Origin of the sequence: Brevundimonas sp. DC300-4, from assembly GCF_049897365.1 — a bacterium.
GTDB lineage: Bacteria > Pseudomonadota > Alphaproteobacteria > Caulobacterales > Caulobacteraceae > Brevundimonas.
On record NZ_JAFCWC010000001.1, the window covers coordinates 1 to 15,489 of the forward strand.

A 15,489-nucleotide genomic window follows, 5' to 3' on the forward strand; every position below is an offset into this window, starting at 1 on the left:
ATCCACCACCATCCGGACCGCTCGCTCGCGAACCTCGGGTGAGAACTTGTTCGTCGTCTTGCTTGTCATGGCCTCTTCCTCTCAGGAGTTAAGGCCTCCGGCAAACCCGGGGCGGTTCAATGGTGCCGCTCGCTCGGATCGAACACGCGACCCCCGCGGTACGAATGAGCACTAAGCCTGGAACCACTCCAGCTTGGGAATGGGGATAGACTGGGATTTGCGCGCTTTCGCCCGCTTACGCCATCCGATCCTGCTGAGAGAAGTGGTGCCGCTTAGGTGACTCGAACACCTGACCCCCGCATTACGAATGCGTGGGACCGGTTGTTGTAGCCGTACCTGAATCACCCCGTCTGGAATCGGAACCATCCCAGTCCTTGGTCACCAAGCTGCCAGGTTCGGCCGGTACTCGCCCGCCAGGGCGTTGAGTGCGTCGGCGAACGCATCGACCTGATCGTCGTGTGCCCCTGAGGGGAACACGGCAAGTTCGTCGAGGAAGGCAGTGTTCCAAGAACCAGAGACCAGCTTTACATTGCCCGCCTGCGCCTGGACGGCTGCGGGTTCTGCGCGGGTGGTCTTGGAGCCGGTGACTGGCGTGGCTCGGACGCTGTAACCGGCCAATGCCCGGATCAGGGCACCGGCCTGGGCCTTGCCGGCCTGTCCGGGGTCCTGGGGCAGTTCGATGCGCGTCGGTCTTCCGTCCCCTGCGGCCATGTCCAGGATCAGACGCTGCACCTCCATGGGAGTGCCGCGTATGCGAGCGGCGTGCTGGATGTAGAATATCCCCTGGCGGCACTTCGCCATCTTGAGACCGACCGTCCAGTCCGGGTTGCGGCCGGCGGTCGCCACGCTTGCGGCCAAGTCCCAGGCGCGCACGAACGTGCAGCCGTCGGGAACTGCAGCGACCATGTCGAACCATTCGGGCTTGAACATCCCGCCGTCGCGTGGCGCGGGCCGCTGCTGATACTGGGAGGCCCAGGCGTAAGGGCCCTTGTCGCGCTTGAGCGCCTCGACGGTGTCGGCAGGGAAGCGTTTGGGGAACAGCAGCTCGCCATCCTCGCTTCGTGGATCGACGAATCCGATACTCGTCCGGCAGCGACGATCCGGCTCGAACGCCATGGGCAGTTTGAGATGCTCATAGCCCATGTCCCCGGCCAGGATGGCGCCGGCGACGTCGCGCTCGTGAAGCCGCTGCATGATCACGACGATAGCCGAGGCAGAGGGGTTGTTGAGGCGATCGACGATGGCTTCCTTGAATGTGGTGACCGCCGCCTCGCGGGCCGTGACGCTCTCGGCGGTGTCGACGGAATGAGGATCGTCGATGATCACCCGGTCGGCCCTCGCACCGGTGGTCGAGCCGAAGCTGCGGCCCTCGCGTACACCCGAGCGGGTGTTCTCGAAGCGGAGTTTGGCATTCTGGTCGCCGGTCAGGATGACGTGGTCGCCCCAGAGGCGGGCGTACCAGTCACTGGTCACCAGCCGTCTCATCTTCAACGCGTCACGAGTGACGTTGGCCTCGCTGAACGAGGTGGTCAGATAACGCAGGCCGGGCCGCCCCAGCGGACCCCATTCCCAAGCTGGCCAGAACACCGAGACCGCGAGGGATTTCATCATCCCGGGCGGGATCGTCACCAGCAGGCGCAGTATCCGCCCGTCAGTTACGGCTTCGAGGTGATCGCAGAGCGCCTCAAGCACCCAGCCGCCCACGAACGGCGTCGAGGGCTCAAGCACTGGCCAGGCTTCGCGGATGAAGCCGTAGAGGCTGGAGCAGCGGTCCCGAACCTCGGCGTCTATGACGCGGCCGAGTAGGAGGGTCTGTCGGCGTGCCGCTGCATCCAGGGCCCGGCCCAGGCCTGGCGGATGCCGGTGGGGCAAGGCCAGGGTCATTCCGCAGTATCCGGCGCGCCGATGACGAAGTGCCGGCGCAGGACCAGGGCTGCATGATCAGCCGTGGCGGAGGCGTCGGTGATGACGGCGGGGTCGAGCTTCAGTCGTCCGCTGTCGGATCGCTGGACCAGACCCATGGCCAGCAATCCCATGACGATGGCATGGGCATCGACGAAGGGTGACAGCCGGTCCTGATCAAAGGCTTCCGCCTCTTCGGTGTCCTGGCCATGGCTCATGGCGATCCGCAGGTAGTCGCGGATGGATTGCGGGTCGCCGCCCATCGCCTTGTTGGACAGCTGCAGCAGCACCGCCTCGGTCGCCGGCACCCGGCGTCGTTTGCCGTCGAGGCGAACGCTGACCTTGCGCGATAGGACCTTGTCGAGGCTCGAGCGGATCGCCACCGTGCCGCGTGGGCGGCCCGAAGGGTTGCCGGAGACGCCAGGTGCAAAGCGGCTGGCGCGGGGAGGGCGGCCGTAGCCGACCGGGTCGTCCATTCCATCCTCAGCCATGCGAGACCGCCTCGCTCCCGGCGGTCGGGGCACCGACGGTTTCCAGCGCGGCGCGCATCCGCTCGAATGACGCGCCCTTGCTCTCAAGAATAGCGGAGCGTCCGGTCATGGCGCTCCAGCGCTCGATGGCGACATCGACATAACCGGGCTCATACTCCACCGCATGACATCGCCGCCCGGTCCGCTCGGCCGCCAGCAGGGTGGTGCCGGATCCGAGGAAGGCGTCCAGCACACGCTCTCCCTTCCTCGACACATCACACAGGGCGTCGGCCACCATGGCCACCGGCTTGACGGTCGGATGCAGCGCCAGGTCTTCTCGCCTCGACCCCCGCATGCTGTTGGCGGAGGCATAGTCCCAGACATTGGTGCGGTTGCGCCCATGACGGCCAAGCTCGACGGCGTTGAACGCGGGCGACGTGCCCACGCGATAGACGAACACCAGTTCATGTCGGGACCGGTAAAGACTGCCCATGCCGGCATTGGACTTGTTCCAGACGCAGATGTTCAGCCGCGCGCCATAGACCTGCTCTCCAGCCGCGGCCAGCTCGGCCACGTGACGGTGATCCATGCACACGAAGTGGACGGCGCCGTCGCGCGATACGGCTACGCAGGCCCCGAGCGCCTCGGCCAAGAACGCGGTGAACTCCGTCGGAGACATCTCGCCGGACGCCATGGCGAACTCGGCGTGGCGTCCCTTGCCAACGGCATTGCCGTCGATGACGACATTATATGGAGGGTCAAGGAACGCGACATCAGCGGTCTGTCCGCCCATGGCCGCAGCCAGCACCTCGGGTTCGCGACAATCGCCACAGGCGATGCGGTGATCGCCGAGGATCCAGACGTCTCCCGGCCGGGTCACTGGGATAGCGGGCGTGGACGGCACGACCTCGTCATCGACGTCGCGCAGGCTTGAGGTCAGGACATCGATTTCTCCACTGGCAAAGCCGGTGAGCTCCAGGTCGAATTCCAGCTCGCCCAGCGCCTCAAGCTCTATTTGCAGCACATCGACGTTCCAGCCGGCGTTCAGCGCGATCTTGTTGTCTGCCAGGCGCAGGGCTCTGGTCTGCGCCTCGCTCAGCCCGGAAAGAACGATAGTCGGGACCTCGGCCAGCCCCAGCGATTTAGCCGCCAGCAAGCGACCATGGCCGGCGATGACGCTGCCACTCTCGTCCACCAGCACCGGGTTGGTGAACCCGTAGGCCGTGATGCTGGCGGCGATCTGGGCCACCTGCTTCTTCGAGTGGGTGCGGGCGTTGTTTATGTAGGGGATCAGGTCGGCTGGTGCGCGCGGGGTGATGATCGGCGGGGACGCAGGGTAGTGGACTGCAGTCATGGCACTGTTCCTCGAAAGGATAGGCTCGTCATCCGACGATCCGGGTTGGACTCAGGGTTCTGAGGTCTGTAGGATATCACAAATAATACAGTATCCAAAATCGGCTACTATTAGACATAGTAATCTCTATGCTGTCGGTTAATCCTTGTCCGCTCAATCCTTCGGTGATTTGTAGATTCCACTCGACTGTCGCCGGCAACGAAGCATTGGTCAGTCACGGCCCGCGACGCGGGCTCTCCTCGGTACCGGCGCATTCCGCGCTGATGACGAGGACTGACCATGACCACATCAGGCAAGACCGCCCACGCCGTAAACACCGTGAGTGCGACGCCCCGCGTAAAGCGCGTCGCCCGGCGGACAGTACCTGCACCTCAAACCCAGACCGGCCAGGCTGACACGGCGCAATCTGCCGACCCTGGACCGTCCGCAGATAAGCCCAAGCCGCCGTCCGGCAAACTCGGCATTGTCGTCGGCCTGTTGCGACGTCCGGAAGGCGCGACCGTATCCCAGCTCAGCGCGGCAACCGACTGGCAGCCGCACTCGGTGCGCGGGGCCATGGCCGGAGCGCTGAAGAAGAAGCACGGCCTGAGCATCGTCTCCGAGCCTGCCGAGGGTGGCCGGGTTTACCGCCTCGCGGCTGCGGCTGCGGACGCGGCCTGATGCAGCGCGAGGCGATTAACGCCGAGGTCCGGGGCCTTGTGGCCCTGGACCTCGAAGGCTTGCGGGCGGCCTGGCGGGCGCGGTTTGGTCGCCCGCCGCGCCTGCGCTCGATCGAGGTGCTCAGCCTGATGCTGGCCTGGCGTATCCAGGCCGAGGCGTTCGGTGGGCTGGACGCGACCACACGACGGCGCATCAAGACGGGATCGACGCCACGGGGCATGGGCGCCACCGTCGCGCCCGGAACGGTGATCACCCGCGACTTCCGCGGCGTGACCCACCAGGTCGTCGCCATCGACGGCGGCTTCCAGTGGCAGGGCCAGACCTTCACCAACCTGTCGGCGGTCGCCTTCGCCATGACGGGCGCCAAGCGCAGCGGCCAGCTGTTCTTTGGCCTGAAAGGGCCGGTTAAGCGTGGCTAAAGAAAAGCTGCGCTGCGCCATCTACACCCGAAAATCCTCTGAGGAAGGGCTGGAGCAGGACTACAACTCGCTGCACGCGCAGCGAGACGCCTGCGAAGCCTATGTTAAGAGCCAGGTCGGAGAGGGGTGGACCACCCTGAAGACTGCCTACGACGACGGCGGAATATCGGGCGGGACCATGGAGCGCGATGGGCTGAAGCAGCTGCTGGCCGACATCGTCGCCAAAAAGATCGATGTGGTCGTGGTCTACAAGGTCGATCGCCTGACCCGGTCGCTGGGAGACTTCGCCCGCATCGTCGAGGTGTTCGACCAGCACGGGGTCTCGTTCGTCTCGGTGACCCAGTCGTTCAACACCACCACCTCCATGGGACGGCTGACCCTGAACGTACTGCTGTCGTTCGCCCAGTTCGAGCGCGAGGTCACCGGCGAGCGCATCAGGGACAAGATCGCCCAGTCAAAGGCCAAGGGGATGTGGATGGGCGGCACGCCGCCGCTGGGCTACGATCCGAAGGGCCGGGCGCTGGAGGTCAACGAGACCGAGGCCGTGCTGGTCCGCCACATCTTCGACCGCTACCTGGCCCTGCAGTCTGTTGGCCTGCTGTGGGCCGAGCTGAATGCCGAGGGCCGTCTCTCCAAGGCCTGGACCACCACCAAGGGCCGGGCCATGGGCGGGCTGCCGTTCGATCGCGGGGCGATCAGCCACATCCTCAAGAACCCGACCTACATCGGCATGATCCCGCACAAGGCGCTGGTCCATCCCGGGAACCATGCGCCCATTGTTGAGCGCGATGTGTTTGATCGCGTCCAGGCCGAGCTCAAGCTGCGCACCCGCCGCATCGTCCTCAACCAGTCCAGGCCCGATCACACGGCCATGCTCAAGGGCCGACTGTTCGACATGGACGGGGTGGCGATGACGCCGACCACGGCGAGAGGCAAGAGTGGCCAGATCTTCCGCTACTACGTCTCCTCCACCGTGCAGCGGAACCGCCCCACGCCCGGAAGCCCGGACGCCATCCGACGCGTCCCGGCCATCGCCCTGGAGAGCGTCATCCGCCAGATGGCGGCACGTCTGCTGCCCGGCCATGACGACGCCGCCGATCGCATCGTGCGCGTCGAGATACACCCGCGTGCCATCCACCTCGCCTTCAACCTTAAAACCATGGCGCCCACCGCGCGCCAGGCTGAACTGATGTCAGAGGCCATCGCCACCCGTCTCGATCCGGACGAGAGCTGGATCGCCGAAGAAGGCCGCTGGTGGCTGAGGGCCAGACGCCGCATGCAGTTCCGGGGCGGCAAGATCCATATCACGGCCGGCGGCGTCCTGCCGTTCCGCTTCGACCCGGTCCTGGCCCGGGGACTGCGCAAGGCCCACGCCATTCTCGATGCTAGCACCGATGCTCACGGCTACGTCTCCAAGACACCCGACGACGCCTATGAGCGCATCCTGATCCGCATGGCCTTCCTCGCTCCCGACCTCCAGGGCGCGATCATCGCCGGGACCCAGCCCGCCGGACTCACGCTCGAGGCGCTGCGATACCGGCCTCTGCCGCTCTGCTGGGACGACCAGCACCAGGCGCTTGCCACCGCTACCTGATCCGGCCAGATAATACCCTGATACCGGCGCGGACATTCCCTGTTCGGTTGTCGGGAATTCCCTGCTTGCAGCAGCGGCTGCTTGAAATCGCATGACTCCATCGCCAGTGAGGGAGGGGGTTTGCGCGGGAGCCAACGGAAAACGACCCCGAAAACAGGCTGAAAAAGTCCCTGTTCTTTCCCTGTTAGCAGGGAAACTCCACCGGATCTTCGACGCGCAGAGACAGCCGCGCCACAAGAGGGCGGAATGCGCGAAAATCACCCCCGGATATTAGGGACGAGTACAGGGAACAGGCCGTATTACAGGGCCCTTTCCGGACAGGTTTACGGGGATTTTATTAAGCGTTTTCAGGGTTATAGGCGGTGGCGGAGAGGGTGGGATTCGAACCCACGGTACCCGTAAAGGCACGCCGCATTTCGAGTGCGGTACATTCGACCACTCTGCCACCTCTCCGCGGGGCCGTAGGACGCTCGGTCGAAAGCGAGCGGCTTCTCTAATGGGGTCGGGGCCGGGCCGCAAGCGGGCGCGGACGATTTTCCGGATGTGGAGGATCTAGCGCAGGGCTGGCAGGGCGAGGCCGGGGGCCTGGCCGTCGCGCGGGCCGGCGCCGGTGAAGCGAAAGAGCTCGGCCGGGCGGCCTCCGGTCCCAGGGGACAGGCGGCCGGTGGGCTCGACCAGGCCGGTGCGTTCCACGCCGCGGCGGAAGTTCTGCTTGTGCAGGTTCAGGCCGACGACGGCCTCGGCAGCGGCCTGGAGCGCGGACAGGGTGAAGGTCGCGGGGGTCAGTTCGAAAAGGACCGGGCGGTACCGCAGCTTGCTGCGCAGCCGGCCCAGGCCGGTGGCGAGGATGCGGCGGTGATCGGAGGCCATCTGGCGGTCGAACAGGTCCAGCGGGGAGGCGTCGTCGCGGTCGCGCGCGGCCTCGGCGACCAGACCGGCCTCATAGAGGAGTTCGTAGCGTTCCAGCACGCGGGTCTCGTCCCAGCGGACGGAGGCGGACGGTGCGAACAGGGCTTCGATCCGGTCGACCCGGCGGGAATCGCCGCCGGCCCAGGTCGTCAAGCTGTTGACCATGTCGGTGGTCAGTTTGGTGGCGGGCGCACGGCGATCCTCCCACGGGAAGATTTCCAGCGCCGGGATCCAGCGGGCCCCGGACGGGGCCATGTCCACGGCCTCGGCGGTCAGGGCCAGATAGCCGACCGAGACTTCACGCTGGCGGTCGGGACCGGGGGTGGGGCGCGGCGCGGCGCGGCCTGCGTCGCCGAAGGTGTAGAGCTGTTCGACGAAGCCGAGGCCGAAGCCGGTCTGGGCGGTCACGAACGATCGCAGGGCCCGCTCGAAGGTGCGGTCCCCGGCCGGGTCGAACGGGCCGAACGGCAGGGCCAGTTCACTCTCCGGCGTCTCTGTGGTCAGGATGCAGAGGCGACCCGAGCGCAGCGCCATGACGACGGCGGACAGGCCGATGCGGACCCCGTGCTCGCCGCCCCAGGACATGGCGCTATTCCCTGTGCCAGGCCTCGGCGGCGGGCAGGATGCCCACGGCCTCGGCGAGGATGCGGTAGCGCTCCAGATAGTGCTGCTGGGCGACCGGAGCGGGCAGGGGATCGATGATCAGGTCATAGCCGGGTGGCGGTGGGCCGAAGAAACCGAGGGCTTCCTTCGCGCTGAACCCGGCCAACTGAGTGGCCTCGAAGAAGGCGCAGGCCTTGTCCGCGCTCTTGATCAGCTTCTTGATCCGGACTGGCGTCTTGGGCGGCAGGCCGAAGCGGACGTGGATGGCGTCTTCCAGCCGAGCCTCGAACGACTTGTAGCTGACGCCGAGCGCCGCCTTGAAGGGCGAGATCATGTCGCCGATGACGTATTCGGAGGCGTCATGGAGCAGGGCGGCGAGCCGCCATCTGGGCTCCAGACCCGGCTTGATGTGGGCGGCGATCTCCTCGACGACGCAGGAGTGCTGGGCGACGGAGAAGGCGTGCTCGCCGATGGTCTGGCCATTCCAGCGGGCGACGCGGGCCAGGCCGTGGGCGATATCCTCGATCTCGATGTCGAATGGCGAGGGATCCAGCAGGTCCAGGCGGCGGCCGGACAACATGCGCTGCCAGGCGCGCGGCGCCGGGGTCCTGGATGCACGAGGGGAGGGCGGAACGGCCAAGGCGGGTGATCCAATCGGCGAACGGCAGGTCAGGTGACCCATCCGGACTGCGGGATCAAGCTTGGGCGCGTTATTCGCCGACGTTCAGCGCGACCAGATCCTTGGCGGAATCGAACACGCCGTCGCTGTCGCGGTCCTTGGCGCGCACCGTGGCGATGACGATCGGACCGCCGACGGGGCCTCGCGCTTCAAAGCCGACCAGCCTCCAGCCCTCGTCGGCGGGCGTCCGGTCGGTCAGCATATAGGTGCGGCGCGTGGCCTCGCCGGGGGCGCGGGTGCGGATTTCCGCCGCGTCGTCGTGGGCCTGGACGCTCACGCTCTCGTCGGACGAGCTGATGTCCACCCTCTGGCTGCTGTCGTCCGCGTTGATGGAGAAGCCGCCGAAACGAACGCTGGCCTTGTCGCCCTCGGCGTCGACGCTCATCCCGGGCAGACGGACGCGGGCGCGGTCGCCCTCGGCGTCAATGGCCATGCCGGGAGCGCGGACGTGGGCGCTGTCGGCCGCCGAAGCGGCAGCGTCCGCCTCGACCGCCGCAACATCAGCGGCCACCGCCGCGACATCGGCCTGGACCCGGGCGTCATCGGCCGCGGACTGGGCGCGGGCCGCGTCGGCGGATGCGCGAAGTTCGGCGGTCGTGTGCGGCATGTCGGCGGCCAGGGTCGTCTCGAAGCGCTGCAGGACCGCATCGGCGGTCTGGTCCCTCAGGGTGACGAGTTGCAGTGTGACCTCGGCGCCGCGCGGGCCGCTGTAGAGGCAGGTGGCGCCGCCGGCGTGGGCCGTCCCCTTGCGGGTCAGGACGCCGATGGTCTCCGGGCACTGAAGGGTGTCGATGACCTTCAGCACCCCCTTGGGGCCGGAATCGGTCGTGGTCGTGGAGATGCGCACGGATTCGCCGTCGCAGGCTGCCGTCATCAGGCTAGCGGTGCAGATGGTGGCGAGAAGCAGTCGCATCAACAGGTTCCTCTTCAGGCCTTCATCTTGAACAGTGGCCGGCACTATTCCAGTGAAATCGCGGTAATCGATCTGACGATATCTGTTCGTCACATGTCAGGAATGGGCCGTATCTCAAGCGCCGGGACGTGAGCCTTCGCGACGATTGAGGAAGGCCAGCCGCTCGAACAGATGCACATCCTGTTCGTTCTTCAGCAGGGCGCCGTGAAGCGGCGGGATCAGCTTGTTGGGGCTGGTCTCGCGCAGGGTCTCGAGCTGGACGTCGTCGACCATCAACAGCTTCAGCCAGTCCAGCAGTTCGGAGGTCGACGGCTTCTTCTTCAGGCCGGGCGTGTCGCGGATCTCGTAGAAGGTCTTCAGCGCCTCGGACACCAGCCGGGGTTTGATGCCGGGGAAGTGCACCGCGATGATCGCCTTCATCGTCTCGTCGTCGGGGAAGCGGATGTAGTGGAAGAAGCAGCGGCGCAGGAAGGCGTCGGGCAGTTCCTTCTCGTTGTTCGAGGTGATGACCACGATCGGCCGGACCTCGGCGCGGATGGTCTCGCCCGTCTCCTGGACGAAGAACTCCATCCGGTCGAGTTCCTGCAGCAGGTCGTTGGGGAACTCGATGTCGGCCTTGTCGATCTCGTCGATCAACAGGATCGGGCGGACGGGGGAGGTGAAGGCCTCCCACAGCTTGCCAGGCTTCAGGTAGTTGCGGACGTCGTGGACCCGTTCCTCGCCCAGCTGGCTGTCACGGAGGCGGCTGACGGCGTCGTATTCATAGAGGCCGTTGTGGGCCTTGGTCGTCGATTTGATGTGCCAGGTGATCAGCGGGGCGTTCAACGCCCTGGCCATCTCGTAGGCGAGGACGGTCTTGCCGGTGCCGGGCTCGCCCTTGATCAACAGGGGCCGTTCGAGGGCGACGGCGGCGTTGACCGCGATCTTGAGGTCCTGGGTGGCGATATAGTTCGAGGTGCCCTCGAACCGGTCGGTCGGCCGCGTCATCGGATGCTCCGTGGGTTCGGACCACGACTAGCCGATGGCGCGGCCGGTTAACAACGATCAGTTTCAGTTGATCCGTTTGGCCGAGACCGGGTCGCTGGCCGGGAAGGTTTCTTCCACGCCTTCGTCGAGGAGGGCTTCCTGGCGATCTTCGGCGTCGCCGTTTTTCTCGTTCAACTGGTCGGGCTTGCCTTCCAGACGCTCTGCGGAGCGGGCGTGCGGGGTGTCGGTATCAAGGTCGGGATCGCGCGGCCTTCCGGTGCCGTGGGGGGCGTCGGTCATTTTTCGTCTCCTACAGGGCCGTAGCCCAGGTCCTCGATATCGTCGTCGGACAGGGTCCTGGCCTCCCAGTGGGCTGCGCTGGCCTGCGCGCCCTGCACGTCCTCCATCAGGCCGGCATAGACCAGCTCCACCTCGCCCTGCCCGGGCTCGTCCGCGCCGAGGTCCGTCTCATTGATACGGGTTCCGTCGGCGCCGTACTGGGCGTCCGCCTCAGGGTCGACCCCATCGGCGCCGAGCGCGTCCTCGAGATTCTGATCGTCCTCGTCGAACTCCTCCTCGTCCGCGTCGCCATCGGCGAAGGTGACGTCGAGCACTTCTGGCATTTCCTCGAACGTCTTGAACTCGTTGGTGACGCCGCCGGTCTCCGAGGCGTCGTTGTTGTCTTCGTCGAAGACTTCGGACTGATCCTGATCGTCCAAATCTGGCATGGCCGCCTCCCTGTGTGAGAGATCAACGCCGTGGCTTTGCCGTGCGTTCCGTCCGGAGAGTCTGGACGAATTTCAGGATGACGAAACGGACGAAACGACTGGTCTGGTGAGGGAAATCAGAGGCTTGCGGCCAGTCGGTCTGCCCGGCGGACAGGATTACCGGAATTGGCGGTCCGGACGGCGTTACGGATTGTCAAAGACTGTTTGGGGGATAGTGTACGACAGGTTTGAGGGGAGCCTGCGATAAAGGCTCTAAATTGAGCCGGGGGTTGTTTTCAGAGACGAATTCGGACGATCCGTTGATGGGTATTGCCTTGTCGTCATTAAAAACCGTGCATGAGCGCGAAGGCGGGGAGGCACGAAAATCCAGTTACGTTACGTGAGCTCCCTCTTCCCCATGGGAAAGGGCAGGAGGTCAGCCCACCTCTGCCTCCAGCGCCGCCCGCACTGCCGCGATCGCCCTCGGCCAGCCATCGAAGCCGCCGGTCGCGAAGGTGCGGACGCGCGGATAGAAGGGGTAGCGGTCTGTGTTCAGCAGGTGCCAGTCGTCCGCAGCATGGATCAGCCAGGTCCGCGCTCCGGTCGCCGCCGCCAGGTTGGTGCCGGCGATGCCGGGACCGATGACGAGGTCCAGCGCGTTGGATAGGGCGGCAAGGTCGTCCAGGTCGTCCTTCAGATTGATCGGCGGGGTCCAGATCTTCACCCCGGCGGCTTCGGCGGCGGCGAGATCCTCGGTCACGTCACCGCACTGCAGGTTGACCATGACGCAGCCGGGCGTGGTCAGGACCGGCTCCCAGCGCTCGAAGCTGGAGAAGTAGCGGGCGCGCACGCCGGTGAGAACGAGGCTCTTCCAGTGCAGGCCGATCTTCAGGCCCGGGCCAAGCGCTTCCAGTTCGCTCTTCCAGTGGGCAACCCGCGCGGGGTCGGGCGTCAGATAGCCGTCGCGGTCCGGGAAGGCGGCCAGGCTCTGGCGATAGACGGCGCTGAGGCTGGCCATCGGTGTCCAGCAGTCGGCCTTGCCGTCAGTCTCCGCGACCTCCTCCATGAAGGGGCAGTAGCGGGTCAGGCGGCCCTCGATCCGTACCGCCCGGTGCCCGCCGACCACGGCGGTCGGGAGGGAGCGCTGGTATAGATCGACCAGGCGGGGTTCGACGGCGATGAAGACCTTGCCCTCCGGGCCGACCGCTTCGATCACGTCGGGCAGGCAGGTCCCGAACACCATCTCGTCGGCGATGCCCTGTTCGCCAACAACAAGAAGCCGCTTGCCGCGAATGTCCTCGGTCTCCGGATCCCACCGTGCAGCATCCACCACGACGTGCATCGCCTCGGGCATTTCCGGATCCAGCCGGACTTCGTAGGCGTCGAACCCCTCCTTGAGCCGGCCCAGGCCCATCAGGGTCATGGCCCGCGCCATCCGCATCATGGCGTGCTCGTAGGGGGTCTCGGCGCCCTTCAGGGCTTCATCCAGATCGTCCAGAGCCTCTGCAGGCCGACCCAGTGGCTGGAGGACGTTGGCGCGATTGTAGCGCGCCTTGGCGAAGGCCGGGTCGATCCGCAGCGCCTCATCGAAGAAGGTCAGGGATTCCTTCATCTGGCCCTGGTCGCTGAGGACCGTACCGAGCGTGTTCCACAGCGTCGGATTGGTCTGCTCGATCTGGATCAGTTCTCGCAGGGCGTCGATGGCTTCCTGGTAGCGTTTCTGGTCGCGCAGGACGCAGGCCAGGTTGTTGGTGCCCTCGATATGGCCGGGTTCGATCAGCAGGAATTTCCGCAGCAGCTTCTCTGCGATGTCGAGGTGGCCGAGACGCTGGGCGAGGCGGGCCAGATCGTGGGCGATGTTCGCATCCTCGGGCCGGATGCGGAGCGCCGCGTCGTAGGCGTTCAGCGCTTCGGACAGGTGACCGGCCTTCTCACGGCAGATCGCCAGGACGTGCCAGGCCAGACCGTTCCTTTCATCCGTCTGGAGGATCGCCAGGCAGCGGCGCGCGCCGGCGTCATAGTCGCCGACCCGGATCGAGGCGAGGGCCGCCTTCAGCGATTCGATCGTCTTCTTCTGAGCCTTGAGGGTGGATCCCTTGCGGTCGGCGAGCGCGTGCGACAGGCGCCTGATCGCGGCGGGGGAGGCGGCGTCGCCGGCCGATCCCTGGGCCATCGGCATATGACCCAGGGCCAGTTCGGAGGGCGAGGGATCGACGACGGGCATGGCGGGTCTCGGCGCGGGAGAAGGGCTGATAAGGGGCAATACGGCCGCGCTCTAGAACACATGGTTAACTACGGCTGTTTAGCCTGCGTCAGTCACCGCCCGGCTATGTCGGAATCAAGCGGATGCAGGAGGGCGCCGATGCCGTTGAAACTTTCCTTGAAGCCGGGGGAGAAATTCGTCCTGAACGGAGCCGTCGTGCAGAACGGCGACCGACGCGGCGTGCTGATTCTGCAGAACAAGGCCTCGGTCCTGCGCGAGAAGGACATCATGCAGCTGGAGGACGTCACCACGCCCGCCAAGCGCATCTATTTCCCGGTCATGATGATGTACCTGGACGAAAGCTCCGCACCCAAGGTCTACGACGAGTTCGTCACCCGCCTGACCGAGTTCATGAGCGCCACGCGCAACCCGGCCGTCATGGTCGACTGCGTCGCGGCGTCGAAGCACGTGATGGCGCGCGAATACTACAAGGCCCTGATGAGCGCGCGGAAGATCGTCGACTACGAGGAAAGCCTGACCTGATGTTGAAGGCCTATGCCCAGGCGTCGACGCGTACCGAGACGCCGCGCGAGATGGAATACCGCCTGTTCGGACAGGTCACGCGCGCGCTGATGCACGCCGCAACCGTCGACATGAGCGACGTGAAGACCCGCATCGACGCCCTGGACTGGAACCGTCGCCTCTGGTCGGTTCTGGCCACCGACTGCTCCGATTCCGACAACCAGCTGAACAATCCGCTGAAGGCCCAGATCATCTCGATCAGCCTGTTCGTCGGCCGCCATTCCTCGGCCGTCATGCGCGGCGAAGAGGATTTCGAGCCCCTGATCGATATCAACCGTTCGATCATGCAGGGCCTGGCCCCGCAGGCTACGCCCGCGCCCTAGAGCCTGATCGGCGAAGGTGGAATCGCTTCGCGATTCCTCTGATGCCGTGAATAAGGCTCCAGATCCAGGTGAGAGCATGATTCACGCTTCATGTCGGACCCGCGAAGCGGGTACACCAGAAACGATCATGCTCCAGGACGCGTTCGGGTCGGCAAAGTAGGGCGCTGACTGGCGGGAAATTGCCGGGCGCCGCGAAGGCCGGATAACTTTCCCAATCCTTTCAATCTGATCGGCCCGGCGCGGTCCTTGCGAGACCGCGCGCAGGACCAGAACCGGTTCAACGGCCAGAAGGCCGCTCCCCCGACCAGAATGGAAGGACTCTACCATGGCCAACTCGGTCAATACGAACCTTGGCGCGCTCGTCGCGCTGCAGAACCTGAACGCCACCAACGCCGATCTGGCGATGACCCAGACCCGGATTAACACCGGGAAAAAGGTCTCCAGCGCCAAGGACAACGGGGCCATCTGGGCGATCGCCCAGGGTCAACGGGCCGACATCGGCGCCCTGGGGGCGGTGAAATCCTCGCTCGACCGCGGCATATCGGCGGTGGACGTGGGACTGGCGGCCGGCGAGAGCATCTCGGATCTCTTGCTGCAACTGAAGGAGAAGGCACTGGCGGCGACTGACAAGTCGCTGACGACGGCATCAAGGAAGGCGCTGAACGAGGACTTCAAGTCCATCCGCGACCAGATCAACACGGTTGCCGGAAACGCCGACTTCAACGGGATCAACCTCTTGAAGACCGGCGCGACCGGCTTCCAGGCTCTGGCCAACGCGGCGGGCACGAGCTCGCTGACTGTCACCCCCGAGGTGCTGTCGCTGGGTTCGACGAACGTCACCGTTGCGACGACCACGACCATCGGCACCTCGACCCTGGCCGCCACGGCTCTGGGTCTGGTGAACGCCTCGATCGACAACGTGTCCTCCGCGCTCGCGCGTCTGGGCACCAAGTCGAAGGCTCTGGAGACCCACCGCACCTTCGTCGGGAAACTGACGGACGCACTGGAATCCGGGGTGGGCAATCTGGTGGATGCCGACCTGGCGAAGGAAAGCGCCAAGCTCCAGTCGCTGCAGACGAAGCAGCAACTCGGGGTCCAGGCGCTGGGCATCGCCAACCAGGCGCCTCAAATCCTGCTGTCGCTGTTCAGAAGCTGAGTAAGCGTACAGGACGCCGGGGATTTCGCTCCCCGGCGTTTTGCTTTTC

At 65.7% G+C, this 15,489-nt stretch carries 16 protein-coding genes and 1 tRNA gene; 6 read left to right on the plus strand and 11 right to left on the minus strand.

Annotation, left to right across the window (positions count from 1 at the left end; all coding sequences use genetic code 11):
- Positions 1-378 precede the first annotated feature (378 nt).
- From terL to ACP7AZ_RS00015, 3 genes are read right to left on the minus strand one after another with little or no spacing between them, the layout of a single operon-like run.
- A complete protein-coding gene (gene terL, locus ACP7AZ_RS00005; protein WP_426034870.1) occupies positions 379-1,884 on the minus strand; it encodes a phage terminase large subunit in 1,506 nt (501 codons plus the stop codon).
- Complete coding sequence (locus tag ACP7AZ_RS00010) at positions 1,881-2,393, minus strand: DUF5681 domain-containing protein (protein WP_426034872.1); 513 nt, start codon at positions 2,391-2,393, stop codon at positions 1,881-1,883. Before ACP7AZ_RS00010 ends, terL begins: the two co-directional genes overlap by 4 nt.
- Complete coding sequence (locus ACP7AZ_RS00015; protein WP_426034874.1) at positions 2,386-3,726, minus strand: site-specific DNA-methyltransferase; 1,341 nt, start codon at positions 3,724-3,726, stop codon at positions 2,386-2,388. The genes ACP7AZ_RS00010 and ACP7AZ_RS00015 overlap by 8 nt, the downstream gene beginning before the upstream one ends.
- A 279-nt stretch (positions 3,727-4,005) precedes the next feature.
- Between ACP7AZ_RS00015 and ACP7AZ_RS00020 the strand changes: the two genes are divergently transcribed.
- The 3 genes from ACP7AZ_RS00020 to ACP7AZ_RS00030 are packed head-to-tail and all read left to right on the plus strand — an operon-like array spanning position 4,006 to position 6,399.
- Positions 4,006-4,386, plus strand: coding sequence for a DUF3489 domain-containing protein (locus tag ACP7AZ_RS00020; protein WP_426034876.1), 381 nt, complete (start codon positions 4,006-4,008; stop codon positions 4,384-4,386).
- Positions 4,386-4,805: a DUF2924 domain-containing protein gene (locus ACP7AZ_RS00025; protein ID WP_426034878.1), complete on the plus strand. Its 420-nt coding sequence runs from the start codon at positions 4,386-4,388 to the stop codon at positions 4,803-4,805. The genes ACP7AZ_RS00020 and ACP7AZ_RS00025 overlap by 1 nt, the downstream gene beginning before the upstream one ends.
- The gene (locus ACP7AZ_RS00030; RefSeq protein WP_426034880.1) at positions 4,798-6,399 is read left to right on the plus strand and encodes a recombinase family protein; all 1,602 of its coding nucleotides are present in this window, start codon (positions 4,798-4,800) and stop codon (positions 6,397-6,399) included. The genes ACP7AZ_RS00025 and ACP7AZ_RS00030 overlap by 8 nt, the downstream gene beginning before the upstream one ends.
- A 363-nt stretch (positions 6,400-6,762) precedes the next feature.
- Here ACP7AZ_RS00030 and ACP7AZ_RS00035 read toward each other — a convergent pair.
- The 8 genes from ACP7AZ_RS00035 to ACP7AZ_RS00070 all read right to left on the minus strand — a co-directional run bounded on the left by ACP7AZ_RS00035 (position 6,763) and on the right by ACP7AZ_RS00070 (position 13,400).
- Positions 6,763-6,852: transfer RNA gene (locus tag ACP7AZ_RS00035), tRNA-Ser, on the minus strand.
- A 99-nt stretch (positions 6,853-6,951) separates the two neighbouring features.
- Positions 6,952-7,893: an NUDIX hydrolase gene (locus ACP7AZ_RS00040; protein WP_426034882.1), complete on the minus strand. Its 942-nt coding sequence runs from the start codon at positions 7,891-7,893 to the stop codon at positions 6,952-6,954.
- A gap of 4 nt (positions 7,894-7,897) precedes the next feature.
- On the minus strand, positions 7,898-8,491 hold the full coding sequence (locus ACP7AZ_RS00045; protein ID WP_426036035.1) for a YfbR-like 5'-deoxynucleotidase: 594 nt from the start codon (positions 8,489-8,491) through the stop codon (positions 7,898-7,900).
- Positions 8,492-8,621: 130 nt separating this feature from the next.
- Positions 8,622-9,503, minus strand: a complete 882-nt coding sequence (locus tag ACP7AZ_RS00050; RefSeq protein WP_426034884.1) for a methyltransferase type 11 — start codon at positions 9,501-9,503, stop codon at positions 8,622-8,624.
- A gap of 114 nt (positions 9,504-9,617) precedes the next feature.
- A complete protein-coding gene (locus tag ACP7AZ_RS00055) occupies positions 9,618-10,490 on the minus strand; it encodes an AAA family ATPase (RefSeq protein ID WP_426034886.1) in 873 nt (290 codons plus the stop codon).
- Between the two features lie 63 nt (positions 10,491-10,553).
- Entirely contained in the window at positions 10,554-10,769 is a 216-nt protein-coding gene (locus tag ACP7AZ_RS00060; RefSeq protein WP_426034888.1) for a hypothetical protein, read from the minus strand.
- Positions 10,766-11,197 (minus strand): hypothetical protein, encoded by a 432-nt coding sequence (locus ACP7AZ_RS00065; RefSeq protein ID WP_426034890.1) that lies wholly within the window; start codon positions 11,195-11,197, stop codon positions 10,766-10,768. Before ACP7AZ_RS00065 ends, ACP7AZ_RS00060 begins: the two co-directional genes overlap by 4 nt.
- Before the next feature lie 415 nt (positions 11,198-11,612).
- The gene (locus ACP7AZ_RS00070) at positions 11,613-13,400 is read right to left on the minus strand and encodes a tetratricopeptide repeat protein (protein ID WP_426034892.1); all 1,788 of its coding nucleotides are present in this window, start codon (positions 13,398-13,400) and stop codon (positions 11,613-11,615) included.
- 138 nt (positions 13,401-13,538) lie between these two features.
- Here ACP7AZ_RS00070 and flbT point away from each other — a divergent pair, with 138 nt between their 5' ends.
- The 3 genes from flbT (at position 13,539) to ACP7AZ_RS00085 (ending at position 15,440) form a co-directional block, all read left to right on the plus strand.
- Positions 13,539-13,922 (plus strand): flagellar biosynthesis repressor FlbT, encoded by a 384-nt coding sequence (gene flbT / locus ACP7AZ_RS00075; RefSeq protein ID WP_425987607.1) that lies wholly within the window; start codon positions 13,539-13,541, stop codon positions 13,920-13,922.
- Positions 13,919-14,284, plus strand: a complete 366-nt coding sequence (flaF, locus tag ACP7AZ_RS00080; protein WP_425987647.1) for a flagellar biosynthesis regulator FlaF — start codon at positions 13,919-13,921, stop codon at positions 14,282-14,284. Before flbT ends, flaF begins: the two co-directional genes overlap by 4 nt.
- Before the next feature lie 325 nt (positions 14,285-14,609).
- Positions 14,610-15,440 carry a flagellin gene (locus tag ACP7AZ_RS00085; protein ID WP_426034894.1) on the plus strand — a complete coding sequence of 277 codons (831 nt, stop codon included), beginning with the start codon at positions 14,610-14,612 and terminating at the stop codon, positions 15,438-15,440.
- Positions 15,441-15,489 lie beyond the last annotated feature (49 nt).

Excerpts from the sequence above, each read along its gene's own strand:
- ACP7AZ_RS00010 (WP_426034872.1), bottom strand. The coding sequence starts at position 2,393 with ATGGCTGAGGATGGAATGGACGACCCGGTCGGCTACGGCCGCCCTCCC.
- ACP7AZ_RS00020 (WP_426034876.1), top strand. The coding sequence starts at position 4,006 with ATGACCACATCAGGCAAGACCGCCCACGCCGTAAACACCGTGAGTGCG.
- flbT (WP_425987607.1), top strand. The coding sequence starts at position 13,539 with ATGCCGTTGAAACTTTCCTTGAAGCCGGGGGAGAAATTCGTCCTGAAC.
- ACP7AZ_RS00040 (WP_426034882.1), bottom strand. The coding sequence starts at position 7,893 with ATGTCCTGGGGCGGCGAGCACGGGGTCCGCATCGGCCTGTCCGCCGTC.
- ACP7AZ_RS00015 (WP_426034874.1), bottom strand. The coding sequence starts at position 3,726 with ATGACTGCAGTCCACTACCCTGCGTCCCCGCCGATCATCACCCCGCGC.
- ACP7AZ_RS00025 (WP_426034878.1), top strand. The coding sequence starts at position 4,386 with ATGCAGCGCGAGGCGATTAACGCCGAGGTCCGGGGCCTTGTGGCCCTG.
- ACP7AZ_RS00055 (WP_426034886.1), bottom strand. The coding sequence starts at position 10,490 with ATGACGCGGCCGACCGACCGGTTCGAGGGCACCTCGAACTATATCGCC.
- terL (WP_426034870.1), bottom strand. The coding sequence starts at position 1,884 with ATGACCCTGGCCTTGCCCCACCGGCATCCGCCAGGCCTGGGCCGGGCC.
- ACP7AZ_RS00060 (WP_426034888.1), bottom strand. The coding sequence starts at position 10,769 with ATGACCGACGCCCCCCACGGCACCGGAAGGCCGCGCGATCCCGACCTT.
- ACP7AZ_RS00065 (WP_426034890.1), bottom strand. The coding sequence starts at position 11,197 with ATGCCAGATTTGGACGATCAGGATCAGTCCGAAGTCTTCGACGAAGAC.
- ACP7AZ_RS00045 (WP_426036035.1), bottom strand. The coding sequence starts at position 8,491 with ATGTTGTCCGGCCGCCGCCTGGACCTGCTGGATCCCTCGCCATTCGAC.
- ACP7AZ_RS00085 (WP_426034894.1), top strand. The coding sequence starts at position 14,610 with ATGGCCAACTCGGTCAATACGAACCTTGGCGCGCTCGTCGCGCTGCAG.
- ACP7AZ_RS00070 (WP_426034892.1), bottom strand. The coding sequence starts at position 13,400 with ATGCCCGTCGTCGATCCCTCGCCCTCCGAACTGGCCCTGGGTCATATG.
- ACP7AZ_RS00050 (WP_426034884.1), bottom strand. The coding sequence starts at position 9,503 with ATGCGACTGCTTCTCGCCACCATCTGCACCGCTAGCCTGATGACGGCA.